Source organism: Tolypothrix bouteillei VB521301 (assembly GCF_000760695.4).
In the GTDB taxonomy this organism is placed as follows: Bacteria; Cyanobacteriota; Cyanobacteriia; order Cyanobacteriales; family Nostocaceae; genus Scytonema; species Scytonema bouteillei_A.
In genome coordinates this window covers 4385545-4410350 of the sequence record NZ_JHEG04000001.1, presented here as the reverse complement: position 1 = coordinate 4410350, position 24806 = coordinate 4385545, and the positions used below count along the sequence as shown (strand labels likewise).

Genomic DNA, 24806 nt, shown 5'->3' with positions numbered 1-24806 from the left:
CTACAGTTTAGTTATTTTCTCTCAAATGCGTGTAAGCTTGTATGTTTGTTTATTTTTCTCAACTTATTTGTGGTTGCGTAAAGTTTAAGTATTGTTTCGACAATTTGGCAAACGCCTTTGTCGTTCATACTTCATTCTTCAGATGGCTTGCTATCTATAGGGAAATTTTGAGAAAGTTAAATGCGAAGTTTAACGACAGAGCAGATGTTCACTGTGTCAAAGTTACCAGTTGTAGCGTGTAGCGAGGAGGACTACTAGGAAGATGCTAAGTTGTTTATCCAAATTCGTCCATCGCAAACGTCGTCTGTTTTGCGCTTCTCTGGTGCGAACGTATCGAGAGATCAGTTCTGCTTCTGTAGATGAATTATGGCAAAAAGTGGTGGATATAGCGGATGTTTCTTGGCATCCACTACTTAAAAGTACTAACGTCCCCTATGGCTTAGTTCCAAAACCCGGTTTAATTTATCAAGCAGTTACGCGTTTGTCTCCCATTCCTATTAGGATTTTTGTGGAGAGTGTGAATCCTAGAGAATTATTGAGTATACGAGTGCTAGCTATTCCCGGAGTGGAGGAACGAGTTACTTACAAAATTGAGTCTAGTGTCTGTGGAACTTGTTTATCTTACTCGGTGACATTACGCGGTTGGCTCTCACCTCTGATTTGGTCGTTTTCCCGCCCTTATGCAGATCGTGTTGCAAGAGCGTTAGTTGAAGCGGCTGAGGTGTCAGGACAAACAAAGTCTATCAAGGATAGTTGTTTTGATTTTTAGTGAATTGTTAGTGGTTGGTGGTTAGTAGTATAAAAATACTAACAATCGACAACTAACAACTAACAATTCCCCAATAAAGTTAAGATTCTAAATAGACAAGAACTTTTTGTAAAAAATTGTTGCAACAATAAGGCAAACAAAGACTATGTATGACGTGCTCGATTCTCACTCAGTTTTAGAAGTGTTGCGTCCGGTACAAGATCCAGAACTCCGCAAAAGTCTGGTTGAAATGAATATGATTCGCAACATCAAAATTGATGGCGGTCAGGTTAGCTTTACTTTAGTACTGACAACTCCTGCATGTCCTTTGCGTGAATTTATTGTTGAAGATTGTCAAAAAGCGGTTAAGCAGCTACCGGGTGTCACAAATGTTTCTGTAGAGGTGACAGCAGAAACACCCCAGCAAAAAAGTTTACCCGATCGCAATGGAATTCCAGGTGTCAAAAATATTCTTGCAGTTTCTAGTGGTAAGGGAGGAGTCGGTAAAAGTACAGTTGCCGTTAATGTAGCGGTTGCGTTAGCACAGACAGGAGCAAAAGTTGGTTTGCTTGATGCCGATATCTACGGTCCTAACGATCCCACTATGCTAGGTCTTGGTGATGCTGAAATGGTTGTAAGGTCAACACCAAAAGGAGAAATTCTAGAACCTGCTTTCAATCATGGTGTCAAACTCGTCTCTATGGGATTTTTGATTGACCGGGATCAACCCGTTATTTGGCGCGGACCGATGCTGAATGGCGTCATTCGCCAATTTCTCTACCAAGTTGAGTGGGAAGAGTTAGACTATTTGATTGTAGATATGCCTCCCGGAACGGGTGATGCTCAGCTAACACTAGCACAGGCAGTTCCAATGGCAGGGGCAGTTATTGTCACTACTCCACAAACTGTAGCACTATTGGACGCTCGTAAGGGCTTGCGAATGTTCCAGCAAATGAATGTGCCAATTTTGGGAATAGTAGAAAATATGAGCTACTTTATCCCACCAGATATGCCAGATAAACAGTATGACATTTTTGGTTCTGGGGGTGGTTCTAAAACTGCGGCTGAATTGGGGGTACCGTTACTAGGATGCGTACCTATAGAAATTTCCACCAGAATTGGTGGTGATAGTGGTATTCCCATTGTTGTTTCCGATCCAGGCTCAGCAAGTGCTAAAGCTTTAAGTGCGATCGCTCTTGCTATTGCGGGTAAAGTATCAGTTGCTGCTTTGACCTAAAAATTGTCAAAATTTGTCTGGTTGAAGCAACATAAATAGCGAATAATTAATTCAAAATATTTAAAAATTCCACAATGTTGTTAAAACGTTCGCTTCCTAGAGTTCGCTGGAAGTATTGGTTTAAACCGTGGCAACAAGTAGATTTGTTGTTATTTGTATTACCAGTAGCCCTGACCGTATTTGGCGGTGTCATGATCCGCAGTACAGAGTTGAACCAGGGTCTCACGGACTGGTGGTGGCATTGGCTGATGGGCGGTATCGGTCTCATCCTAGCCCTTTTCATTTCTAGATGCCGTTATGAGAACCTAATTCAGTTGCACTGGATAACATACGCCATAACAAACGCTAGCTTGATTGCAGTTATGCTGGTTGGTCACAGTGCTAAAGGCGCACAGCGGTGGATTAGCGTTGCGGGCTTTAACGTACAACCTTCAGAATTCGCCAAAATAGGTTTAATCATTACCTTAGCAGTGATGTTACACAAACGCACTGCTTCTAATTTAGATAATGTTATTAGAGCTTTAGGAATTACCGCAGTGCCTTGGGCTTTGGTGTTTTTGCAACCAGATTTAGCAACATCTCTTGTATTTGGTGCGATCGTCTTGGGGATGTTGTATTGGGCAAACGCTAACCCCGGTTGGTTGATACTGCTAGTTTCCCCTATTTTTGCAGGTATTCTATTTGGCATACACTGGCCTTTCTCCATAGCGTTATTTGGTGATTTCACTTTGACACCCTTGGGCTTGCTATGGTCGTTTGCCATGGGATTGCTTGGTTTTTTAACTCTTCCTTGGCGGCGATACGGGCTTGGCGGTATAGGTGCTTTGTCTCTCAATCTTTTGGGAGGGGAGTTGGGTGTTTTTGCGTGGAATCACGTATTAAAAGAATATCAAAAAGACCGATTAACCGTATTTGTCAACCCCGAACACGATCCTTTGGGAGCAGGATATCACCTCATCCAGTCCCGTATTGCTATTGGTGCTGGTGAATGGTGGGGATGGGGTCTTTTTAAAGGTCCCATGACTCAGTTAAATTTCGTTCCGGAACAGCACACAGACTTTATCTTCTCAGCTGTAGGTGAGGAATTTGGTTTTATTGGCTGCTTGGTCATTCTCTTTGTCTTTTGTTTGGTTTGTCAACGCCTGCTACACGTTGCTCAAACTTCTAAAGATAATTTTGGTTCGCTCTTGGCCATAGGTGTGTTATCCATGATCGTGTTCCAAATGGTTGTCAACATTGGCATGACTGTTGGTTTAGCACCAGTGGCGGGAATTCCTCTCCCTTGGATGAGTTACGGACGTTCTGCCATGCTGAAAAACTTTATTGCTTTGGGACTTGTTGAGTCGGTTGCCAATTTCCGCCAGCGACAGAAGTATTAATTTTGGCTAATGGGTAGTGGCTAATGGCTGGCTTGGTGCTGATGGAAGACGGGCTAATAAAAGAACAATTAGCAATTAGCCATTAGCCATTAGCAATTTAGTATAAGCTAGAGGTAGGAGCAAGCAAGGGTAAAAACGATGATTCTTCTGCCTGGAGCAACTGTTCGTGTCAAGAATCCCGCAGATACTTACTATCGCTATGAAGGTCTCGTGCAACGGGTGAGTGATGGAAAAGTAGCTGTCCTATTTGAAGGTGGTAATTGGGATAAGTTAATTACATTTCGTCTTTCAGAGTTGGAACTTGTAGAAACAACAGCACGAAAGAAAAAGTAAAACTATGAAGGATGAAGTATGAAGGATAAAGTATAAAACTTCCTATCCTCCGTCTTTTATCCTTTATCCTTTACCCTTCATCCTTGTCTTATGCGCCTTCCCCTACCACAGTTTGATAGAAGCAATCGTCATCCCAACCATATTGCTGAGGTGATAGAAACGTCAACTTGCGAGTTTTTAGCTCAGTGTTTGGAACCTGATGATTTAAGTTTTCCCTCAATGCCTCCTTTTGGTAGCTGGGTTCGTTCTTTGGATGAAGAATCCGGGAATCAAATTTATGGCGTTGTCTATCATGTGACAACTATGCCCATAGATTCGGTGCATCGAGCAGTAGCGTTGGGTCTGTCACTAGAAGACTTGCGCTCGGAGCAACCTCAAATTTTTGCTATGCTTAAAACCGAGTTTCGGGCTGCAATTGTGGGGTTTGAACAACCGGGAAATGATACGTTTGTTAGCGGTAGAATTTACCAATATCTACCACCTCGTCCACCTCAAATCCATCAAGCAGTTTATCGCTGCGAACCGGAAAAGATAATTAAATTCACCGAAGAACTTGATTTTTTACAGACATTGCTTTCTATCAGTGGTGCTCCAGTAGATTCTCTAACTGCAGCGGCTATTAGAGATGTATATCAGCTACGCAAAGCCGACAGACAATGGCTTGTAAAAGCAGGACGTACTCTCAGTGTACTGCTTAAAGAGGATTACGATCGCCTGCGATTTATCTTAAGCCAAATCCACCCATAGGTAGTTAGTTTTTAGATAATCGTTTGGGTAGTGTAAGGAAAATTTTTATTTCTTTTCAGGGTAAATTTGCAAATTGTTAAGTTTTAATAAATAAGAGACACTTCGCTCGAAGCTCCTCTATTGCCATTTCTGCGTCCTACCTATGGAACTCACATTACAAGTTCTTGCTTTGGAACCCGCTTTCCAAGTTCTTAGCAAGGAACCTATTGTTCCCATTGCTATTCTGTTGGTAGTCATTTTAGTTGTACCAATCCTGTTTGAGCGGCTGCGATTGCCTGGATTAGTAGGATTGCTTCTTGCTGGGTTAGTCCTCGGACCTCATGGCTGCAATATTTTGCGTCAAGATTCTGCCGTCATAAATTTACTCTCATATATTGGGTTAGTTTACCTGATGTTTGTGGCGGGGTTACAAGTAGATATACAACAATTTCATCGGGTAAAAAATCGTTCGTTGGGATTCGGATTTTTTACATTTATAGTTCCTTTACTAGTAGGAACTGCTATAGGGCGAATTTTTAACTTTGATTGGAATGCGGCTATTTTGATTGGCTCTTTATTGGCTTCCCACACTTTGGTTGCATATCCCATGATTGGTCGTTTGGGTGTTGTCAATAATGAAGCTGTAGCTGTTACTGTCGGAGCCACTATTGTTACTGATTTTGGTGCTTTACTAGTCTTGGCGATTAGCTTAGCCGTTCATAAAGCCGAGCAATTTAACTATAACTTAGTGGTTGGATTAATTAGTTCTTTAATTGTCTACTCAATTGTCGTTCTAGTAGGTTTTGATTGGTTGGGTAAAGAATTTTTTCGCCGCTCGGGGGATGAGGAAGGAAATCAATTTTTATTTGTGATTCTTGCTGTATTTGTGACTTTTGTAGGATCGCAGATCGTTGGCGTGGACAAGATTTTCGGAGCTTTCTTAGCTGGTTTGGCTGTTAATGAAACAGTGGGAGAAGGTCCGGCTAAAGATAAGGTATTATTCATTGGCAATGTATTATTTATTCCGATTTTCTTTGTGAATCTGGGTTTGCAGGTCGATTTACCTTCTTTGACAACCAATTTTAAGACTTTAGGGTTAACGGTTCTGATTGTTGTTGGTTTATCGATCGCTAAATTTATCGCGGCTTTTTTAGCAAAGGTAACTTACCGATACACTTGGCAAGAAGTCATGACAATGTGGTCGCTGTCAATACCGCAAGTAGGAACGACGTTAGCAGCAGCACTGGTTGGTTATCAAGCTAAATTGCTAAATATTCAGATTCTAAACAGCATTATTATTTTGATGCTGTTGACTTCAATACTGGGACCGCTGATAACGAATCGCGCAGCTGTAGGTTTAACTTCTCCACCGTGCAAAGAGCAGAAGCCAATTGTACCTCCTCAGCAAAAGTCAGAGGAACGAGAAAGTCAGTATACCATTATAGTCCCCGTGTACAATCCCCAAACACAGCAACACCTGATTGAAATGGCGGTACTGCTGGCACGGCAAACACATGGTAAGATTGTCCCCCTCGCGATCGCAACGGCTTTTGCTCATATGGATGCTCCGCACGTGGAAGCCTCCGTTCAACGAAGTCAAAGGTTGTTAGCAAAAGCAACAGCACTGAGTAAAGTTATGGGTGTTGAGGCTCAACCCTTAATGCGAATAGACGATGCTTTTGCTCACGGAATTAGTCGGGCTTCTCGAGAACAAAAAGCAAGTTTGATTGTCATGGGTTGGGGTAAACGGACTGGGTTAAAAGCACGTTTGTTTGGTAATGTCATTGATAGCGTTCTATGGTCTTCTCATTGCCCGGTAGCTGTCACTCGTTTGGTTGATTCACCAAGTAAAATTCAAAGGATTTTAGTTCCATTAGAAAATTTGACGCCACCTTCTTTACAATCGGTACAGTTTGCCCAAATTTTAGCAGAAGCAAATCAAGCACAAGTGACCGTGCTGAATGTTTGCGAACGTCGTACCAGTTCAAGTAAAATTGCTTGGCGGCGATCGCAACTCTCGCTCACTATATCTAAACTTGGGACACCAAACCCGCCAGAGATTCAGATTCTAGCTCATGAGAATACCGCTCAAGCAATTTTACAGGCAGCTAGATTATTTGATTTAGTCGTATTGCCTTTTGTCCGCAATCGTACTAGCCCCGATAGGTTAGCAATTAGTGATGTCACCACTCAATTGGCTAATCAACTCACTTGTTCCATCGTCATGCTTGGAGAACCCCAACGCACTCAAACAGCAGCTGTACCGGCTAATGTTCCGACAACCACAGCAGCCATGTCTGAGGGGATTGTGTAATCAGCGTTCAATATTCGTGACAAATACGTTAACAAACTTTACTTTTATAAAGAGTTTGTAAAATCTAGGTTAAACACTAACAACAAGCAGACAATGTTTGTTATTTTTTTTATGTCTTGTTAAGACCCGCGAGTACACAGATAACAAGCGCTCATCCAGGGGCAACTAGCTACATCCATCCAGAACTCTCGAAAAAAGCATATTTCTTTTGCTGTATTTTTGTTTAAAGCCTGGGTAATCTAAGTACAAGCGCAAGCGAAGAAAGCAAACATTTGTTAGTAACTGGTAAACTATGAGAATTTTGGTAACAGGCGGTGCTGGGTTTATTGGCTCCCATCTTATCGATCGGTTAATAACCGATGGACATGAAGTGATTTGCCTTGACAACTTTTATACAGGACACAAACGTAATATCCTGAAATGGTTGGATCACCCATATTTCGAGATGATCCGTCATGACATCACCGAGCCAATTAGATTAGAAGTCGATCAAATTTACCATTTGGCTTGTCCTGCTTCCCCAGTACATTACCAGTACAATCCCGTAAAAACAGTTAAAACCAACGTGATGGGTACGTTGAATATGTTGGGGTTGGCTAAGCGTGTCAAAGCAAGATTTTTGTTAGCTTCAACAAGTGAAGTATACGGAGATCCAAACGTTCATCCTCAAAGTGAAGAGTACTGGGGTAATGTGAATCCTATTGGAATTCGCTCTTGCTATGACGAAGGAAAACGCATTGCAGAAACTTTGGCTTTTGATTACTACAGACAAAACAAAGTAGATGTCCGTGTTGCCAGAATATTTAACACCTACGGACCTCGAATGCTGGAAAATGACGGTCGGGTCGTTAGCAACTTTGTGGTTCAAGCATTGCGGGGAACTCCTCTGACTGTTTATGGAGAGGGTTCGCAAACCCGCAGTTTTTGCTATGTCTCTGATTTGGTAGACGGTCTGATGCGTCTGATGAATAACGAATACGTCGGTCCAGTGAATTTGGGAAATCCTGATGAGTATACAATTCTGGAGTTAGCCCAAGCGGTGCAAAACTTAGTTAACCCTGACGCAAAAATTCAGTTTGAGCCACTACCTTCTGACGATCCACGTCGTCGCCGCCCTGATATTACAAGAGCAAAAACTTGGTTAAATTGGGAACCTAGCGTTCCTTTGCAACAGGGGTTAAAACTGACTGTAGAAGATTTTCGCGAGCGCATTAAAAATGGCCAATAGCTAATGGCAAGAAAACTGTTAGCTCTGGGAACCATAAATTTATAGTTTTTGCTCCCACTGAAAAGTTTCTTCAATCACCCCATAAAACGAGGAATAAAACGAAATGCGTGTTTGTGTTATAGGTACTGGTTACGTTGGTTTGGTTACAGGTGCGTGCTTAGCTCACATTGGTCATGATGTTATTTGTGTAGACAATAACGAAGAGAAAGTTAAAATTATGAAGTCCGGGCAATCACCGATATTTGAGCCGGGACTCTCAGAAATTATGCAATCTGCAATTAACGCAGAAAAGATTCAATTTACTACAGATTTGGCTGCAGGCGTTGCTCACGGAGAAATTTTGTTTATTGCAGTCGGAACACCGCCTCTACCAACTGGTGAAAGCGATACTCGTTACGTTGAAGCAGTTGCTCGCGGTATTGGCGCTCACTTAAACGGTGGTTATAAAGTTATTGTTAACAAGTCTACAGTACCTATCGGTTCTGGAGACTGGGTAAGAATGATTGTTTTAGATGGTATTGCCGAACGTCAAAAAACACTTGTGACTGCAGGTGGTGGTTCGGAATTAGAAAAATTGCCTGAAATTACAGCAGAGTTTGATGTAGTCAGTAACCCAGAGTTTCTGCGGGAAGGTTCAGCAGTATATGATACCTTCAACCCAGACCGTATTGTTGTGGGAGGTAACAGCCCCAGAGCTCTCGCTTTGATGCAACAACTCTATACTCCCATTGTTGAGCGCAAATTTGCCGAAGATCCGTCTTTACCTCCAGTACCTGTATTGACAACAGATTTGAGTTCGGCAGAAATGATTAAATATGCTGCTAACGCTTTCTTGGCAACTAAGATTAGTTTTATTAACGAAGTTGCTAACATTTGCGATCGCGTTGGTGCTGACGTGACTCAAGTTGCAAAAGGTATCGGTTTAGACTCCCGTATCGGTAACAAGTTCTTGAACGCTGGTATCGGTTGGGGTGGTTCTTGTTTCCCTAAAGATGTTGCAGCATTAATTCATACTGCTGATGACTACGGTTATGAAGCTCAGTTAATGAAAGCAGCTGTAAGCGTTAACGAGCGCCAGCGATTAATTGCCATTGAAAAACTACAGCAAGCTTTGAAAATTCTTAAAGGTAAATCTATTGGATTGTTAGGTTTAACCTTTAAGCCCGATACAGACGATATGCGCGATGCGCCCGCTCTCAATATTATCGAGCAGTTGAACCGCTTGGGCGCAAAAGTGAAAGCTTATGACCCAATTGTTTCCCAAACAGGTATGCGTCATGGTTTGAGCGGCGTATTGGTAGAAACCGATGCTGAAAGACTTGCTGATGGTTGTGATGCATTGGTACTTGTCACTGAATGGGAACAATTCAAAAACTTAGATTATGCCAAAATGGCTCAACTTATGAGTCATCCAGTCATGGTTGATGGTCGTAATTATCTTGACCCAGAGACAATGATTCGGGCTGGTTTCCAGTATATTGGTGTTGGTCGGTAGATTTTGGATGCGTGGATTTGGGATTTTGGATGAGAGCCAAAATCTAGCTACAAGCAAGTTTGAAATGACTAACAAACTGATATTCTAGCTTTAGTTTTACCGCAGAACGGCAGAGGGTAAACATCAACCTCTGCCGTATTCCTGCATAACAAAACTAAGTCCGATCCCTTCGTATTTTGCTTCATGACTCGCAACAGACGATTCTCCAAAAATTAACCGTCTTCATTCAAAAAATCAGTCATTGCCTTGATTTTTCCAGCACAATCGCGATCGTGCTTAAAAATGATAATGCCTGGTCAACTAGCTCCTCCGGAAGGGTTATAATTGCTTCGAGCAGTTGAGACCTGTTACTCATAACGACAACAAAATTTTTTTCCTTTATTTTATCCTAGTACATAAATTGATTTTGTTCCTCATCCTGCTAATAATGAAGAAGGATGTGTTTTAGAAGTGTTCAGTGTTACAGGTGAATCAATCGCTGTCAAGCAACTATAATGTAGCTAGGAGGAAAAGAATAATGCTGCAAACTATAGAAGGAATTTACAAGAACGGCAAAATCGAACTTGCTGAAACACCACAAGGCATTAGTGAAAGCCGAGTTTTTGTAACTTTCTTAGAAACAAAACCAACTCATTGGTCGGAAATTATTATGCAGTATCAAGGTGTGACAGAGAATATAGTTTTTGAGTCCTACCGAGACGAACTGCTATCGCCTAAAGAAGTCGAATTTTAAGGATGGGTTATTTACTAGATACTTGTGTAATTAGTGATTTTATTAAGGGAGAAGAAAATACACTTAAGCGATTAAAATCTACTTCTCCTGTTGATATTTTTATTTCATCCTTAACACTAATGGAAGTGAAATATGGATTAGCGATTAATCCCCAAAAGGCTCTTAAAATTCAATCGGCGCTCGAAACTTTCTTAAGTTCAATTACGACATTATCTTTTGCTGCGTCAGAAGCCGAACAAGCTGCTCAGATTAGAAGTATCCTGAAAACAGCAGGTACTCCTATCGGTGCATATGATTTACTAATTGCAGCAACAGCACTAACTCATCATCATATTCTTGTAACATCTAACGAGAGAGAATTTCAAAGAGTACCTAATTTGCAAATGGAGAATTGGCGTTCTTCTTAAATAGGGATTAGGGATTGGCGATTGGGGACTAGAAAAGAAATATTTTCGTTTTTGGTTGTAGGATTTTCTCGCGCTTGCTTATCTTGACAAATTAACTATTATATGTAAGCGTGACATAAGGACGCCACAATCTTTGTGTTTTGCCTCGTGCTGTATCTATGATTGGCGATTGGGAAAGAGACAGCTAAAATCTAAAATTGCAACAATTTGCAAAAAAAGTCAAAGAAATGGATAAGTGACGATCGTGGTATTTCTTTCTTGGTAGTGAGAGAATACGTGTAAGTAAAAACCATAGGCTTGATGGTACATTATCAACATCATGGGCAATACTTTTGGGCATTTGTTTCGCGTTACTACTTTTGGTGAATCCCACGGAGGCGGTGTGGGAGTCGTTATAGACGGTTGTCCTCCACGACTGGAAATTTCTACAGAGGAAATTCAAGTAGAACTGGACAGGCGTCGTCCCGGACAAAGTAAGATTACCACTCCTCGCAAGGAAGCAGACTCTTGTGAGATTTTATCTGGAGTGTTTGAAGGGAAAACTCTGGGAACACCAATAGGAATTTTGGTGCGTAACAAAGATACCCGTTCTCAAGATTACGATGAGATGTCTGTTAAGTATCGCCCGTCTCACGCCGATGCAACTTACGATGCAAAATACGGCATTCGCAATTGGCAAGGTGGAGGTAGATCCTCAGCACGAGAGACTATTGGGCGAGTCGCTGCAGGTGCGATCGCGAAAAAAATTCTTCGCCAAGTTGCTAACGTGGAAGTCATAGGTTACGTCAAGCGCATCAAAGATTTAGAAGCGGCGATCGATCCAAACACTGTTACTTTAGAACAAGTTGAGAGCAATATCGTTCGTTGTCCTGATGCTGAATGTGCAGAACGGATGATTGAACTGATCGAACAAACGGGGAGACAAGGAGATTCCATTGGTGGAGTCGTGGAATGTGTAGCCCGAAATGTACCCAAAGGTTTGGGCGATCCGGTGTTTGATAAGTTGGAAGCCGAGCTTGCTAAAGGTGTCATGTCCCTTCCTGCTAGTAAAGGATTTGAAATTGGTTCTGGTTTTGCAGGAACTTTGTTAACAGGGTTTGAGCATAACGACGAATTTTATATTGATGAGAGCGGTGAAATTCGTACCACCACAAACCATTCTGGGGGAATTCAGGGTGGGATTTCCAACGGTGAGAATATTATTTTGCGTGTTGCTTTTAAGCCAACAGCAACTATTAGAAAAGAACAAAAAACAGTTACCAATGAAGGAGAAGAGACCGTTTTAGCAGGTAAAGGACGCCACGACCCTTGCGTGTTACCTCGTGCTGTACCGATGGTAGAAGCAATGGTGGCAATTGTACTGTGCGATCGCTTATTGCAGCATTACGGTCAGTGCAAAGTTTTGTAGAGAAATTTTATGTTTCATAAATTAACAGTACAAATGTTCTCAAACGGCCTATAAAAAACTCTGTATCGCTTATATCCCCGACTTCTCAAAGACGTCGGGGTTTTTGCATAGGTGGAATACAGGTTCTATCCTTTTAAACTCAGTGCTGCTATAGTAACATTAATAACAAAATTTATAAAGTATATTGTACTAGACCTTCACATGGACGAAAAATTTCAGGCTCGCGTCAAACACTTTATGCATCTGAAATCTAAATATCAAGCAACTGCATATCAAGATTCAGCGCCTTCGAGCTTACTGTATCTTATTTTGCAAAAACTTGATTTAGGAATTAAACTCACTCAAATTGAGTTGGATTGGTTAAAAGAGCACAAACTTTTTGAAACTGTAGAGCATATTTTAAAAGAGGAACAGCGAAAAGCAGAAGAAATTATAAAACTTGAAAATGAGTTTTATAGCCTCAAGTCTCAGTACAAAATTCCCAATTATTGGAATAGTTTTAAGAATGATATTTCAAACCCTCTATTTGCAATTCTGTGGAAACTAAACGCAGAAAACCAACTGAACCACGACGAGATTGAATGGTTAAAGTCAAATCAGCTTTTTGCTACAGTTATAATGATTGAGGAAATGGAACTACAGCAGCAGTTTCTGGCGTTAAAAGAGAAATATCACGCAACCAAATATCATGACTTATCGCCCTATAATCCATTACACACAATTCTTAAAAAACTAGACACAAAAACACGGCTAGAAGATTTTGAAATTGAATGGTTGATTAATCATGGATTGGCTGAAACTATAGCAATTTTTAAGCAACAAGAAACCGAAAGAGAGGCTATCTTTGCACAGCTTAAGGAAAAGTACAAAGCCAATAAATATACAGATAGTTCTACAGCAAGTCGATTGTATCTTATTTTACAAAAACTAGATACCAATGAGGAACTAATTTACTCGGAAGTGAATTGGTTGGAGAAGCACGGTTTGACTGAAACGATAGCTATAGCTGATGAATTGGAAAAAAAACGAGAGTTTGCTATTCTAAAAATTAAGTATAAAGCAGAGCAGATTGATGAATTATCAACCTCTAGTTACTTGTACAAAGTTTTAAAATTAATTGACATAGATAATGCTTTACAAGAAGAAGATATAGAGTTTCTCAAAGAGCGACATCTGTATGAAACAATTGCCATAGCTAATGAAAATTATGTTCGCAATCTCAAATCAAGAATTCTACTAGGATGGGCTTTAAGTTCTTCAGAAATTGAGTGGTTGATTAAGAATAATCGCCATGATATTATTACTTTTGCTCAGCAACATCACTTTATAGAGTTGAAAAAAAAATTTGGTATTTTAGATTCAACAAATCAATTAAGTTTTGAAATATTTTATAAAATATTGTTGAAACTTGAATCAAAAGAGCGTCTGGATTCAGTATCGGTAGCGCATCTTGTAGAAAGAGACCTTTTATCCAACTCTGTAAAGATAGCTACTGCATATTATACTTTGGAGGCAAATTTTCATGAAAAAGAATTCGATCGCACTCAGAAAATATCACACCTTTCAACTGCTAGCAATTACTGGTGTAAAGCAGGCGATCCACAAAGAGCGTTAAATTTACTTACCAAGATAGAGTTAGAAAAAATTTCAGACAACCATCTGAAATCGAGTATTTTACTTGCTAAAGGTGCTGCTTTCAAAGATACATTTGATTTAATTAACGCAGAGATATTTACTACAAAAGCAATAAAATGTAATTCTGAAAATTATCACGCTCATATTTTATTAGGAATTATTTTTTACGATAAGGGTAATTATTTGCAAGGAGACTTCTGCTTTCAAAAAGCTATGATGCTTGGAGCTAAATCTGAAGAAATTGATGGAGAAATTAAGCATATTTTAAAAACAATGACAAGTGATAATAGCCGAAAAAATACGGTTGAATACTTACTGACAAAAGATATAGAGCGTTATGCTTGGGCTAAATTGTATCTGAAGGGTGTGAAAGACAAGGGTATAAAATAAAAGGGTTGTCAAAAGGGTGCGATCTATGGATTTTGTGATGGTGTTAGGCTTGCTTGCTGCCACAATTACAACATTTTCCTTTTTTCCACAAGTGTTGAAAACATGGCAAACAAAATCAGCAAAAGATGTTTCCTACATTATGCTGATTTCTTTCAACACGGGCATATTCTTATGGTTGCTCTATGGCATTGCTCTCAAATCCTTGCCAATTATTCTTGCTAACAGCGTCAGCTTAGTTTTTAACCTGATAATTCTATGGCTTAAAATTAAATATAGATAAACCTGTTATTAACGAAATACCTGTGACATCTTCTGTATTTTCTGCGGAACGCCTTTTATTTGAAAGAGCTACTTCCTCTACTGGGGCTGTTCCTACTATATTTGCCTTTCCAAACGAATATAGTGTGGGCATTACAAGCCTTGGATATCAAGTAGTATGGGCTACTCTGGCTGTGCGTTCGGATGTACAGGTGAGTCGTTTATTCACTGATACTCGCGAACAACTTCCTAGAAATCCTGAATTAGTAGGTTTTTCCATGTCTTGGGAGTTGGATTACGTCAACGTGTTGAACTTGCTTGAATCTTTAGCGATTCCCATTAGAGCAAATTTGAGAGGCGATCGCGACCCCATTGTTTTTGGCGGTGGTCCCGTGCTTACAGCCAACCCCGAACCTTTTGCGGATTTCTTTGATGTCATCTTGCTAGGAGAGGGCGAAAATTTATTAGGGAGTTTTATAGAAGCGTATAAAGAAGTTAGAAACGCAGACAGACAAAGCAAGCTCAAAGCTCTAGCACAAGTTCCCGGTGTTTATGTCCCCAGCTTATATGAAGTGGAGTATCATCCATCAAATGGAACCATTAAATCAATTAAACCTACGTCTGCAGAAATTCCCAGTATAGTACACAAGCAAACTTACAGGGGAAATATCCTCTCAGCATCCACTGTCGTGACAGAAAAAGCAGCTTGGGAAAACATCTACATGGTAGAAGTGGTAAGAAGTTGTCCCGAAATGTGTCGTTTCTGTTTGGCTAGTTATCTCACACTCCCTTTTAGAACTGCTAGTCTGGAAAGCTCGTTAATTCCAGCGATTGAAAAAGGGTTATCAGTGACTAACCGCCTGGGATTGCTTGGGGCTTCAGTGACCCAACATCCAGAGTTTGAGGCTTTGCTCAATTACATCAGTCAGCCAAAGTACGATGACGTGCGTCTCAGTATTGCCTCAGTACGAACCAATACAGTGACAGTACAGCTAGCACAAACTTTAGCAAAACGAGACACAAAATCGCTGACAATCGCTGTAGAAAGTGGTTCTGAAAAAGTGCGACGTATTGTAAATAAGAAGTTGCAAAATGACGAAATTGTGACAGCTGCAATCAATGCGAAAGCGGGAGGGTTATCAGGTTTAAAACTTTATGGAATGGTAGGAATTCCCGGTGAAGAACCAGAAGATTTGGATGCAACAGTCGCAATGATGCGCGAACTCAAAAAAGCTGCTCCTGGTCTGCGGCTCACACTAGGATGCAGTACATTTGTACCGAAATCACACACTCCCTTCCAATGGTTTGGAGTCAATCCTCAAGCAGAAAAACGACTGCAGTTTTTGCAAAAGCAATTTAAACCTCAAGGGATAGATTTTCGACCGGAAAGCTACAACTGGTCGATTATCCAAACTTTATTGTCGAGAGGCGATCGCCGACTTTCCGAGATGCTGGAACTCACGCGTTCTTTTGGAGATTCCTTAGGTAGCTACAAACGTGCTTTTAAACAACTTAGAGGAAAAATTCCCGACCTAGATTTTTACGTTTATGCTAACTGGTCAACAGAGCAAATACTTCCTTGGCATCACTTGCAAGGACCGTTGCCTCAGACTACACTATTGAAACATCTAGCAGATGCAACCAGCTATTTCCCATCATCTCAGAAAGAACTACAGCCCTTGAGTTAATGCAAACAACAGCGGAATATTATTGCGCCTTCTGTGGCGAACCGAACACAACTTTTGTGGATCTCAGTGCGGGTGGTCAGCAATCTTACGTAGAGGATTGTCAAGTTTGCTGTCATCCCAATATTTTATACGTGCGGATAGATGAAGATACGCTTGATGTTGAAATCGATACGGAGTACGAAGAGTAACGTTTGTAAAAACCATAGATAAAGAGTGAAGGATGAGTATCCGATCCCACATGGAGTGACTGGCGAGCATTATCCATCCTATTCACGACAATTAAAAAGGTTCCAACACTAAAAGAGAAAGAGAGTCAAGCTAAGTAGATTCTCTTAACACGAAAATTACTTGTAAAGAATTTTTTTTAAAGAGAATATAAAAATTTAGGACGTGATACTGTTCTGGATTTTTTTTACTTGATAATAATTAAAGCCTTATACCCGTTAAAACACTGAAATTTAATACCTTCTTCACAAAATTGTTGCGTATTTTACTGTTTCTGTTTTAAAAACATGAAGTTATTCGACAGTCAATTGAAATATGTAGGGACATTTAACTTAGCATTAGTGACGATCGCATCGTTATTGTTGCCAATACTTGATGCGAGAGCGCAAGAAAAGATAATAGAGCCAAAAAAACTGACAAATAACTTAACTAACATCCCCACTTTATCACTCCAAGAACAAGTTTGTCCGTCTTCAAAACTTCTACCAAAACGCAGTTTTGAAACAGCTAAATATCGGGTATACATTTGTCGGGGAGAGAAAGCAGGTTCTCTTGGATACTACGTTCGGATTTCCAAAAGTGACGGAGGTAAAACAACTATACCCGTTACTCAAGTCAATGGAGAAACTTATGTTGCTATTAAAGAAGAGTTAGCACACGTCATAACTCCTTATGAACTTATAGCCGTCAAACAGGGTCGTCTTATTCTTAAAGAAAGAGTCAAAAGTGCATTTAAGGGTGACGGTCAAGCTCTCACAAAAAACTGTCCTCCCGGTCAGAATACTTTAGTAGAAGCAGAAACAACAGGTTTTCTTGTTTATATATGTGGTAAAGAAGTTCCCGACAGTTATATCAGTATTGCTAAGAATGGGAACAGCGCGATCGCACTTCCGCTACAAAAAGACAATTCTCAATCTGGAGAAAACACTCAATATCTTGCAATTAATGGAAATGTCCATTACATCCTAAATAGAAATGTTTTCAGAGTTATTGAAGACGGTAGAACAATAGTCAAAGAAAAAGTGATTAATTGGAATTAGTTAGCGGTTAGTGGTTAGTAGATATTAGCTAACGACCAACAACTAACAACTAACAACTAATTATCCTTATTCTTCAAAGCTTGTCGGGAAGCCCATTGTAAGAAACTGGGAAATAATTTATTGAACCCTTGCGAAATATTTGCCGAACCTACCAATACCTCAGATTTATGGTTGTGGACAGCATCCCAAATAGCATTTGCTACATCCTCAGGCTTCTCAACTCCAGGAAATTTTAAGATATTTTCTAGTTGTTCCCGACGACTTTGAGCATCCTGCTCGTCGTTACCGCGAAAAACAGTTCTCTCCATCAGGCTACTTTTAATTAAATTTGGGTAAATACCACAAACGTGAATACCCTTAGGTTTTAATTCTGCATGTAATGATTCTGTCAAACCAGTAACGGCAAACTTGCTAGTACAGTATGGAACTACGTATGGCGTTGCTGCTTTACCACCAATAGAACTGAGATTCACGATAGTTCCTTTTTTGCGTTGGAGAAAATGAGGCAAAAGAGCGTTAATTGTATGAATATATCCCCACAAATTGAGGTCTATGATATCATGCCAATCGCTCAGGGAAAAAGCTTCTACTGGTCCTTCAGCAAATCTCCCTGCATTATTTATCAATACATCAATACACCCAAAACGATCTAAAGCTTTTTCAACTAATGTATTGACTTGTAAGGGATCTGTCACATCACAAGAAACTACGAGTGGTGTTTGATGACCGAGAGCCTGTATTTCTTGCGCCACACTTTCTAAAAGCTCAATACGACGTGCAGTCAATACAAGATCGTACCCCTTACGAGCAAACAGAAGTGCAGTCGCTTTTCCTATCCCTTGAGAACTACCTGTGATAAGTACTGTGGGAGCCATATTCTCTGCTAATAAACTCTATTTACTGTCTATTAGTGTGAACAACAAAATTTTAGAAACCTTCCAACTCACGTAAGATATTTTCCATCACTTCTCTCTTCCCTTTATCTCTTTGAACCTGGATGTCACCCTTAATGCGACAATAAGTAAGAGAAATTATACTTGCCTATTCTGGCAACCAGCCTAAAGGAATATTATTCATGTGGAAACGAATTGCGTTCATTTTGCTATTGGTGTTTAGTTTCACTCTAAGTCATTCTGATGTAGCGATCGCAGCTGGTCTCAGAAGTTATGTTAATACCACTGATGGCTATGAGTTTTCATATCCTAACGGCTGGGTGCAAGTTAAAGTCGCCAACGGACCCGACGTGGTTTTTCATGACATTATTGAACCAAGTGAAAATGTTTCTGTGGTTATTAGCCCTGTTCCAGATGGTAAAACTCTCAAAGAACTGGGAACACCAGGAGAAGTAGGTTACAAATTAGGGAAAAATGCTCTTGCGCCTGAAGGATCTGGTCGTGAAGCCGAACTAGTTAATGCTCAAGAACGAGAATATAAAGGCATAACCTACTATAAATTGGAGTATTTAGTTAAATTGCCCGGAAATCAACAACGTCACAATCTTGCCAATGTTGCAGTTAGCCGTGGTAAACTTTTTACCTTCAATGCTTCCGTTACCGAAAAACGTTGGTCTAGAGTTCAAAGACTTATAGAAGAAGCTGTAAATTCTTTTTCTGTATATTAGTAGGGGCGCATTGCCTTGCGCCCGTACAGTGGTTAGATAACAACTAACAACTAACCACTAACAACCAACAATTTTTTATGAACATCCCACCTTTTGTATTAGCTTCTGCATCTCCTGCACGTCGTCGTCTTCTTCAGACAATTGGAATTGAAGCCATAGTTCGTCCCAGTAATTTCGATGAATCTCAAGTTCAATTAAGCGATCCCGCACAGCTCGTGCAAACTTTGGCGAAAAACAAAGCAGCAACTGTAGTTCCCCAGTTTCAATACGCTCTCATTATGGGTTGTGATTCTGTTCTCTATATGGGGGGTGAAATTCATGGCAAACCTGCAGATCCAGAAGAAGCACGCCAACGCTGGCAAAAAATGCAAGGAAGTTTTGGTGACCTCTACACGGGTCATGCGTTAATCGATGTTTCTCAAAATGTTAGTTTGTTAAGGTATCAGGTTACAAGAGTTTACTTTGCACAACTCGACTCCAGTACCATTGATGCTTATGTTGCTACAGGAGAACCTCTCAAATGTGCTGGTGCATTTGCACTTGAAGGTTATGGTAGTTTGTTTGTAGAAAAAATTGAAGGTTGTCACAGCAATGTTATCGGATTAAGTTTACCTCTCCTGCGGCAAATGATAGAGGAACTGGGGTATAAAATTACGGATTTTTGGCAAAATTGTGAAATGGCTAATAGCTAATAGCTAATGGCTAATGGTGAGACCAGAGAAAGTAGGCGGGTTTCCCGCCGTAGGGAACTGGCGTACAGCCCTTCGGGCATAGCTTCGCAACGCGAAGCGTCTCCGTAAGGAGATACCCGAAGGGCTAATGGTTATATTGTTCAATTATTAGCTATGGCAATCCTATTTGATTTGTGAAATATATGCAGGGGAGCAAACCTCGGGCGCTAGTTTCCTCGCGCCCAAAGGAGTGGCGTAATACCCACTAAAATCTTTGGTAGGCATTGCCCAGCAGTACTAATGGTTAATTTTTGTCATACCAGACTACTTAGCCATTAGCCATTAGCCATTAGCCATTAGCCATTAGCCATTAGCCATTAGCCATTAGCTATTTACTGTAATAAAAAGCAATTTCTTTCTCTTTCAAAGGTGCAAAACCCGCGTCTTCTAACATTTGATTGAGTTCGGCTTGGGGAATGTGTTTTGCTCCAATTCTGACAATGCGCGATCGCATTGTATTTGAGACCCCACTGCGCTGTCTGTTTGCTTCTAGCCCCATGACTTTCTGATAGAGATCTAACTTAGCCGGGGGAATGGGAGAACCATCGAAATCAATTCCTCGTGCGATCGCTTCATCAATTGCATCAGCACCCTTGGTTGTTGGATCGTTTTGATTAATTTCAGTTGTCATGACAAAATCGAAGCACAGTTACTCAGTAAATTTTACCAAGCTTTGCAGGCACTAAGATACTAAATACTACGGTCTTTTTACCTTGTGTAGCCTTTTATTATATACATTTTATGCAATTTCAAGGAAAATTGCCCTCTACTGAGGTTATTCTTTTGTCTTATATTAAGTAAATTTTCTGATTTTTGCTCAAACGATTGCTATACGCTTGTCACTTTTAGAGCTTTTGGTTTAATCTCAAACCAACGGTAAAGCTATAGGTTGCGCTATGTCAGACCCTCACACTCCTTATAAAAAAGACCGTGCTTTAGAAAAAGCTCTAACCAACAAAATCATTGATGATTATTTTGATAACTCAGAAAGTTGGCTGCGAGCGATCCTGCGGATGTGTATTTTCTCCTTAGCCCATTTGCACGGACAACCAGTATTTGTCGTAGAATGTCCCAACCAAGCAGTAGCCAAGCGGCTGAGTCGCAAAATCTATCCTTTCAGAGGGATTGTATACTTTTTGACCGATAACTTTAACGCTGGCGATCGCTCCCTTTTCTGCTACCGGGATAGTTCTATAGGAGCTTGGCGTTGTTTTGATACTAGCACAAACTCTTGGAAAACTTTGAGTTATCCACAAACACCTGCTACACCTACTGAGTGATGGTTAATGATTAGTTGTTGATTGTTAGTGGTTAGTCGTTGGTAGAACCGCTAACCACTAACTACTCTCTATTTTGCTTGGTGACTACACCACCAACAAAAGCACCCAAGATAGTTCCCACCCACAGTCCGGTCGTGCTTCCTTGCCATATTGCGGTTGGAGTTGTCCAAGCACCACACACTTGTTTCCACCCCCAAGGTTGATTTTGGCACTTCTGGTTGTGAAGACTCAGGGTGATTTGTCCCCCTACATAACCACCAAAAAACCCTGAGAGTAGCGCTAAAAACGTACAAATTAAGATTCGGTTTTTCATTATTAATTGTGAATGGCTAATAGCTAATGGCTAATGGCTAATAGCTATTAGCTAATAGTTAATTTTCCATCAGCCATCAGACCTATGTCCTTACGGAGACGCTACGTGCAAGGCACGCGCTCTGCGATGCCGCAGGCTATGCTCGCCAGACTACACGGGTTCGCCAGTTGCCAGTCGCCAGGGCGTGGGAAACCCCTTCGGGTATCTCCTTACGGAGACGCTTCGCGTTGCGAAGCTATGCCCGAAGGGCTGTACGCCAGTTGCCAGGGCGCGGGAAACCCGCCTATAGCACTGGTCTCACCGCCTGCAGTGCTGGACTCACCATTAGCCATTAGCCATTAGCCATTAGCCATTAGCCATCAGCCTCAACCCGTATTTCTCATTCCGGCGGCGATACCGTTGATTGTTAACAACGCTCCCCGCAGTAACTCACCTTTGCTATAACGAGAGTGAATAACTCCGGAAGTCACGTTGGTTCGGGCTTGACGCAGGCGTTTCAGGAGAGATACTTGTATAAATCCTAATGGTACGATTGTGCCATTCCGAAGTTGTACGGAACGCTGTAGTGTGGGGTCTCCGTCTAGAAGTCGTTGATGCCCTGTAATTTGCAAAACAAAATCGCGTGTCAGGTAGTACTCGCTAGCAATTTGATCGAAAACCTTTTCCAAACGGGCTTTGTCTTCTGGTTCTGATAATTCGTCTACATAGTGTCGCGCCATCTGCAAGTCTACTTTTGCTAAAGTCATTTCTGCTTTAGAAATGACCATCTTAAAGAAGGGCCATTTGATGTAAAAATATCGCAGTAATTTCAGATGTTCTTCCGGTTCCTCGTTTAAAAATTCTTGCAGGGCTGTACCCATACCGTACCAGGAAGGTAGCAAAAATCGGGTTTGCGTCCAGCTAAATACCCAAGGAATTGCTCGCAGACTACTTAAGTCTTTTTTCCCAGAAGGACGGCGTGCTGGACGCGAACTGATTTGCAATTGGCTGATCTCTTCGATGGGGGTAACTTGGTGGAAGAAGTCAATAAAATCAGGCTGCTCGTAAATTAAAGCGCGGTAGTGTTTGCGCGATCGCGCTGCGAGTTCTTCCATAATCTCATTCCAGGGCTGAATATCATCAAACCCAGTTCGCAACAAACTTGCTTGAATGACAGCAGTGGTAATTGTTTCTAAGTTATACAGCGCTAAATCTCTCAAAGAGTATTTAGAAGCTAAAACTTCTCCCTGTTCTGTAATTTTGATCCGCCCGTTGATACTGTGTCCGGGTTGCGCCAATATAGCCTCATATGCAGGACCGCCACCACGTCCTACAGAACCACCTCGCCCGTGGAAAATCCTTAAAGCTATACCATATGCTTCTGCTACTGTTTGTAGAGATTTTTGAGCTTTATGAATTTCCCAGTTACTGCTTAAGAAACCAGAGTCTTTGTTGCTATCGGAGTAACCCAGCATCACCTCCTGTAAGTTAGGCGTGAGTGGGGAAGGAGAGTGAGGGGGAGTGGGAGAGGCGGAGACGGGGAGAGGGGGGGAAGAGGGATCTGTTGCTTCTCCATCTCCTTCTGTCTTGGCTGCTGCAAAGCCTCCTGCTAACAAAGCACGGTACAGTGGTAGGGCAAACAGTTGCCTCATAACGCTGGTTGAACGACGCAAATCTTCCACTGTTTCAAACAGGGGAACGACTTGGATCGTGCCAATGGCAGTACCGGGATCGAACAATCCCGCTTCTTTAGCAAGTAACAACACTTCCAGTACGTCGCTCACTTCACGACACATACTGATGATGTATGTTTGACAGATATTTTGACCGAATTCTTGCTGTAGCGATCGCACTACCCGTAAAGTTTGAATGACATCGTTCGTTTTTTCCGAAAATGGCAGTTCTGCTGGAATTAACGGACGGCGGGTTTGAAGTTCTGCTGTCAGCCAAGCCACTCTTTCTTCTTCAGATAACTCATTGTAAGGAACTTTCAGAACTCCGAGGTATTCCAAAATTTCGTTTAAAGTGTCTGAGTGACGGGTGGATTCTTGGCGAATATCGAGATGTGTTAGGTTAAAACCGAAAATTTCTACCTGACAGATCAAATTTTCTAATTCTTTACAACTTAAACCTGTTTCTGTCAAGTTCCGTTCTATCAGACGCAGTTCTGCTAAAAATTCTTCTCCAGAGCGATACACGAAGGTATTTTCGTTAGTGAGCTTTTCGCCTTTGTAAAGAGCCAAATTGCGATCGCGTGTATTTTCCAGACGCTTTTGAACGTAGGACAATTTGAGTCTATAAGGTTCTTGGCGATAGCGCAAAGCCAGTTTGTCGTATACTTCACTCAATTGAGACTGTTCTTGCTCCAAAGATTCCAGCAGATCTGGCAAAACATCACTCCAGTGCAGCGATAAACTGAGCAAGTTAATCAACTGCTTGATGGATTTGATATATCTTTCTAAAACGATATTTCTTTGGTAACAAGCTGTTTGCCAAGTTATTTCCGGCGTCACCGAAGGATTTCCATCGCGATCGCCTCCCACCCAAGAGCCAAAGCGACAAAAGTTTCTGTTTGGTGGTTCTAACCATGGAAATGTATTAGCCAAAGCGTATTTAAACCGCTTGTATAGGTGGGGAATTGCGTCAAAAATGACTTCTTGGAAGTAATGCAAGGCATAGTCTACTTCATCTAGCACCGAGGGTTTAAACTGATGAAGTTCGTCGGTTCGCCACCACAAGCGAATTTCCTCAAGCAATTGGGCTTGTAATTCCTCTACTTCCCAAGGATATCCGCCCGCCTTCAAGCATAGTTTTGGAGCATCTTGACCGAAGGAAGTCCCTGGGGGATTCCCGGCTATGTGCTGCTCGTTAAAAGAGCGCTTTTCTACGGTATCAAGTTGTTGTAAAAGCTGTACAACTCGGCGTTGTTTGTCGCGAATTGTATGACGAACTATTTCTGTTGGATGAGCCGTAAACACTAACTGCACATCTAACTGTGCTATCAGACGTTGAATTTGCTGCGGCGGTACATTGAGCTGAAATAGCTGGGGAAACAAAGTTGTAAAAGTGCCTTTCTGTTTTCCTTGGGAAGTTGCCTGCCAGCTTTTTGTAAGGAGGTCTGCTCCCAATCCACTGTTCAATGGTGCTTCAGCTTCTTCTTGATTTGAGGAATAAATAAAATTTGGTAGAGTTTCCTGAGTTTTTGTTTCTGTGGCTACCTCATAGCGACTGAGTTGCTGTCTTTGTTCGTAATCCTGCTCTATGATATTAATCAGCTGAAAATACAACGCAAAGGCACGAGCCGCCCGAATTGCTTCATTGATATTGAGTTGCTCGATTAACTTAGATACAGAGGAGGCTTGGTTATCTATTGCTTGTCCTTCTGGAGAACACAAATCTCGTAGCTGTCGTAATAAGTCCACCATCTTTTGACCGCATTCTTGTCTGAGAACCGACTCCCACAACTCCTCTACAATTTGGAGGCGATGGCGTAGAAACATTTCAGAGGCGGGGTAGATATTCACATCCTGAGACGAATAAGAGTATAAAAGGAAACTCATACCTTTAGTGGGTTAAGGAAAATAATATCTCTAATATTTATCGAATTTGGTCATTTATAGTCATGGAGTTTGCCACAG

23 protein-coding genes are annotated in these 24806 nt (G+C 41.2%); 19 read left to right on the top strand and 4 right to left on the bottom strand.

Features of this window, described 5'->3' with window-relative positions; genetic code table 11:
• Positions 1-262: 262 nt before the first annotated feature.
• The 16 genes from HC643_RS17610 to HC643_RS17530 all read left to right on the top strand — a co-directional run bounded on the left by HC643_RS17610 (position 263) and on the right by HC643_RS17530 (position 17244).
• Entirely contained in the window at positions 263-769 is a 507-nt protein-coding gene (locus tag HC643_RS17610) for an SRPBCC family protein (protein WP_038084459.1), read from the top strand.
• Positions 770-914: 145 nt separating this feature from the next.
• Positions 915-1985 (top strand): Mrp/NBP35 family ATP-binding protein, encoded by a 1071-nt coding sequence (locus HC643_RS17605; RefSeq protein ID WP_038084461.1) that lies wholly within the window; start codon positions 915-917, stop codon positions 1983-1985.
• 74 nt (positions 1986-2059) lie between these two features.
• Positions 2060-3364 (top strand): rod shape-determining protein RodA, encoded by a 1305-nt coding sequence (gene rodA / locus HC643_RS17600; protein ID WP_038084464.1) that lies wholly within the window; start codon positions 2060-2062, stop codon positions 3362-3364.
• A 141-nt stretch (positions 3365-3505) separates the two neighbouring features.
• Positions 3506-3697, top strand: coding sequence for an NAD(P)H dehydrogenase subunit NdhS (locus tag HC643_RS17595; RefSeq protein WP_038084475.1), 192 nt, complete (start codon positions 3506-3508; stop codon positions 3695-3697).
• Positions 3698-3787: 90 nt separating this feature from the next.
• On the top strand, positions 3788-4444 hold the full coding sequence (locus tag HC643_RS17590; protein ID WP_038084466.1) for an HAS-barrel domain-containing protein: 657 nt from the start codon (positions 3788-3790) through the stop codon (positions 4442-4444).
• A 142-nt stretch (positions 4445-4586) separates the two neighbouring features.
• Positions 4587-6737: a cation:proton antiporter domain-containing protein gene (locus HC643_RS17585; RefSeq protein ID WP_038084467.1), complete on the top strand. Its 2151-nt coding sequence runs from the start codon at positions 4587-4589 to the stop codon at positions 6735-6737.
• A gap of 292 nt (positions 6738-7029) precedes the next feature.
• On the top strand, positions 7030-7965 hold the full coding sequence (locus tag HC643_RS17580; protein WP_050045916.1) for a UDP-glucuronic acid decarboxylase family protein: 936 nt from the start codon (positions 7030-7032) through the stop codon (positions 7963-7965).
• Between the two features lie 103 nt (positions 7966-8068).
• Positions 8069-9460, top strand: coding sequence for a UDP-glucose dehydrogenase family protein (locus HC643_RS17575; RefSeq protein ID WP_038079097.1), 1392 nt, complete (start codon positions 8069-8071; stop codon positions 9458-9460).
• A 517-nt stretch (positions 9461-9977) separates the two neighbouring features.
• Entirely contained in the window at positions 9978-10193 is a 216-nt protein-coding gene (locus HC643_RS17565) for a hypothetical protein (RefSeq protein WP_038079098.1), read from the top strand.
• A gap of 2 nt (positions 10194-10195) precedes the next feature.
• Positions 10196-10600, top strand: coding sequence for a type II toxin-antitoxin system VapC family toxin (locus tag HC643_RS17560; protein ID WP_038079100.1), 405 nt, complete (start codon positions 10196-10198; stop codon positions 10598-10600).
• A 319-nt stretch (positions 10601-10919) separates the two neighbouring features.
• Positions 10920-12008, top strand: a complete 1089-nt coding sequence (gene aroC / locus HC643_RS17555) for a chorismate synthase (RefSeq protein ID WP_167844702.1) — start codon at positions 10920-10922, stop codon at positions 12006-12008.
• A gap of 201 nt (positions 12009-12209) precedes the next feature.
• Positions 12210-14033, top strand: a complete 1824-nt coding sequence (locus HC643_RS17550) for a hypothetical protein (protein WP_038079102.1) — start codon at positions 12210-12212, stop codon at positions 14031-14033.
• Between the two features lie 25 nt (positions 14034-14058).
• Complete coding sequence (locus tag HC643_RS17545) at positions 14059-14313, top strand: SemiSWEET transporter (protein ID WP_038079104.1); 255 nt, start codon at positions 14059-14061, stop codon at positions 14311-14313.
• Positions 14314-14335: 22 nt separating this feature from the next.
• Positions 14336-15979, top strand: coding sequence for a B12-binding domain-containing radical SAM protein (locus HC643_RS17540; protein WP_038079107.1), 1644 nt, complete (start codon positions 14336-14338; stop codon positions 15977-15979).
• Positions 15979-16167 carry a CPXCG motif-containing cysteine-rich protein gene (locus tag HC643_RS17535; RefSeq protein WP_038079110.1) on the top strand — a complete coding sequence of 63 codons (189 nt, stop codon included), beginning with the start codon at positions 15979-15981 and terminating at the stop codon, positions 16165-16167. Before HC643_RS17540 ends, HC643_RS17535 begins: the two co-directional genes overlap by 1 nt.
• Before the next feature lie 324 nt (positions 16168-16491).
• Positions 16492-17244, top strand: coding sequence for a hypothetical protein (locus HC643_RS17530; protein ID WP_050045912.1), 753 nt, complete (start codon positions 16492-16494; stop codon positions 17242-17244).
• 56 nt (positions 17245-17300) lie between these two features.
• Here HC643_RS17530 and HC643_RS17525 read toward each other — a convergent pair whose 3' ends face one another.
• Positions 17301-18119, bottom strand: coding sequence for an SDR family NAD(P)-dependent oxidoreductase (locus HC643_RS17525; protein ID WP_038079112.1), 819 nt, complete (start codon positions 18117-18119; stop codon positions 17301-17303).
• 200 nt (positions 18120-18319) lie between these two features.
• On the opposite strand from HC643_RS17525, the gene psbP reads away from it, so the two are divergent.
• Entirely contained in the window at positions 18320-18865 is a 546-nt protein-coding gene (gene psbP / locus HC643_RS17520; protein ID WP_050045911.1) for a photosystem II reaction center PsbP, read from the top strand.
• Positions 18866-18942: 77 nt separating this feature from the next.
• Positions 18943-19557 (top strand): Maf family protein, encoded by a 615-nt coding sequence (locus HC643_RS17515; protein ID WP_038088602.1) that lies wholly within the window; start codon positions 18943-18945, stop codon positions 19555-19557.
• A gap of 367 nt (positions 19558-19924) precedes the next feature.
• Here HC643_RS17515 and HC643_RS17510 read toward each other — a convergent pair whose 3' ends face one another.
• Positions 19925-20227, bottom strand: a complete 303-nt coding sequence (locus HC643_RS17510) for a small RNA NsiR4-regulated ssr1528 family protein (RefSeq protein ID WP_050045910.1) — start codon at positions 20225-20227, stop codon at positions 19925-19927.
• Positions 20228-20492: 265 nt separating this feature from the next.
• On the opposite strand from HC643_RS17510, the gene HC643_RS17505 reads away from it, so the two are divergent.
• Positions 20493-20876, top strand: coding sequence for a hypothetical protein (locus tag HC643_RS17505; protein ID WP_038113143.1), 384 nt, complete (start codon positions 20493-20495; stop codon positions 20874-20876).
• 61 nt (positions 20877-20937) lie between these two features.
• On the opposite strand, the gene HC643_RS17500 is transcribed toward HC643_RS17505, so the two are convergent.
• Positions 20938-21192, bottom strand: coding sequence for a hypothetical protein (locus tag HC643_RS17500; protein ID WP_038113142.1), 255 nt, complete (start codon positions 21190-21192; stop codon positions 20938-20940).
• Positions 21193-21554: 362 nt separating this feature from the next.
• Entirely contained in the window at positions 21555-24728 is a 3174-nt protein-coding gene (locus HC643_RS17495; RefSeq protein WP_038083734.1) for a phosphoenolpyruvate carboxylase, read from the bottom strand.
• Positions 24729-24806: the final 78 nt, after the last annotated feature.

What these genes read in the sequence shown, in the direction of transcription:
- HC643_RS17610 (WP_038084459.1), top strand. Translation starts at nt 263, where the DNA reads ATGCTAAGTTGTTTATCCAAATTCGTCCATCGCAAACGTCGTCTGTTT.
- HC643_RS17605 (WP_038084461.1), top strand. Translation starts at nt 915, where the DNA reads ATGTATGACGTGCTCGATTCTCACTCAGTTTTAGAAGTGTTGCGTCCG.
- rodA (WP_038084464.1), top strand. Translation starts at nt 2,060, where the DNA reads ATGTTGTTAAAACGTTCGCTTCCTAGAGTTCGCTGGAAGTATTGGTTT.
- HC643_RS17590 (WP_038084466.1), top strand. Translation starts at nt 3,788, where the DNA reads ATGCGCCTTCCCCTACCACAGTTTGATAGAAGCAATCGTCATCCCAAC.
- HC643_RS17585 (WP_038084467.1), top strand. Translation starts at nt 4,587, where the DNA reads ATGGAACTCACATTACAAGTTCTTGCTTTGGAACCCGCTTTCCAAGTT.
- HC643_RS17580 (WP_050045916.1), top strand. Translation starts at nt 7,030, where the DNA reads ATGAGAATTTTGGTAACAGGCGGTGCTGGGTTTATTGGCTCCCATCTT.
- HC643_RS17575 (WP_038079097.1), top strand. Translation starts at nt 8,069, where the DNA reads ATGCGTGTTTGTGTTATAGGTACTGGTTACGTTGGTTTGGTTACAGGT.
- HC643_RS17565 (WP_038079098.1), top strand. Translation starts at nt 9,978, where the DNA reads ATGCTGCAAACTATAGAAGGAATTTACAAGAACGGCAAAATCGAACTT.
- HC643_RS17560 (WP_038079100.1), top strand. Translation starts at nt 10,196, where the DNA reads ATGGGTTATTTACTAGATACTTGTGTAATTAGTGATTTTATTAAGGGA.
- aroC (WP_167844702.1), top strand. Translation starts at nt 10,920, where the DNA reads ATGGGCAATACTTTTGGGCATTTGTTTCGCGTTACTACTTTTGGTGAA.
- HC643_RS17550 (WP_038079102.1), top strand. Translation starts at nt 12,210, where the DNA reads ATGGACGAAAAATTTCAGGCTCGCGTCAAACACTTTATGCATCTGAAA.
- HC643_RS17545 (WP_038079104.1), top strand. Translation starts at nt 14,059, where the DNA reads ATGGATTTTGTGATGGTGTTAGGCTTGCTTGCTGCCACAATTACAACA.
- HC643_RS17535 (WP_038079110.1), top strand. Translation starts at nt 15,979, where the DNA reads ATGCAAACAACAGCGGAATATTATTGCGCCTTCTGTGGCGAACCGAAC.
- HC643_RS17530 (WP_050045912.1), top strand. Translation starts at nt 16,492, where the DNA reads ATGAAGTTATTCGACAGTCAATTGAAATATGTAGGGACATTTAACTTA.
- HC643_RS17525 (WP_038079112.1), bottom strand. Translation starts at nt 18,119, where the DNA reads ATGGCTCCCACAGTACTTATCACAGGTAGTTCTCAAGGGATAGGAAAA.
- psbP (WP_050045911.1), top strand. Translation starts at nt 18,320, where the DNA reads ATGTGGAAACGAATTGCGTTCATTTTGCTATTGGTGTTTAGTTTCACT.
- HC643_RS17515 (WP_038088602.1), top strand. Translation starts at nt 18,943, where the DNA reads ATGAACATCCCACCTTTTGTATTAGCTTCTGCATCTCCTGCACGTCGT.
- HC643_RS17510 (WP_050045910.1), bottom strand. Translation starts at nt 20,227, where the DNA reads ATGACAACTGAAATTAATCAAAACGATCCAACAACCAAGGGTGCTGAT.
- HC643_RS17505 (WP_038113143.1), top strand. Translation starts at nt 20,493, where the DNA reads ATGTCAGACCCTCACACTCCTTATAAAAAAGACCGTGCTTTAGAAAAA.
- HC643_RS17495 (WP_038083734.1), bottom strand. Translation starts at nt 24,728, where the DNA reads ATGAGTTTCCTTTTATACTCTTATTCGTCTCAGGATGTGAATATCTAC.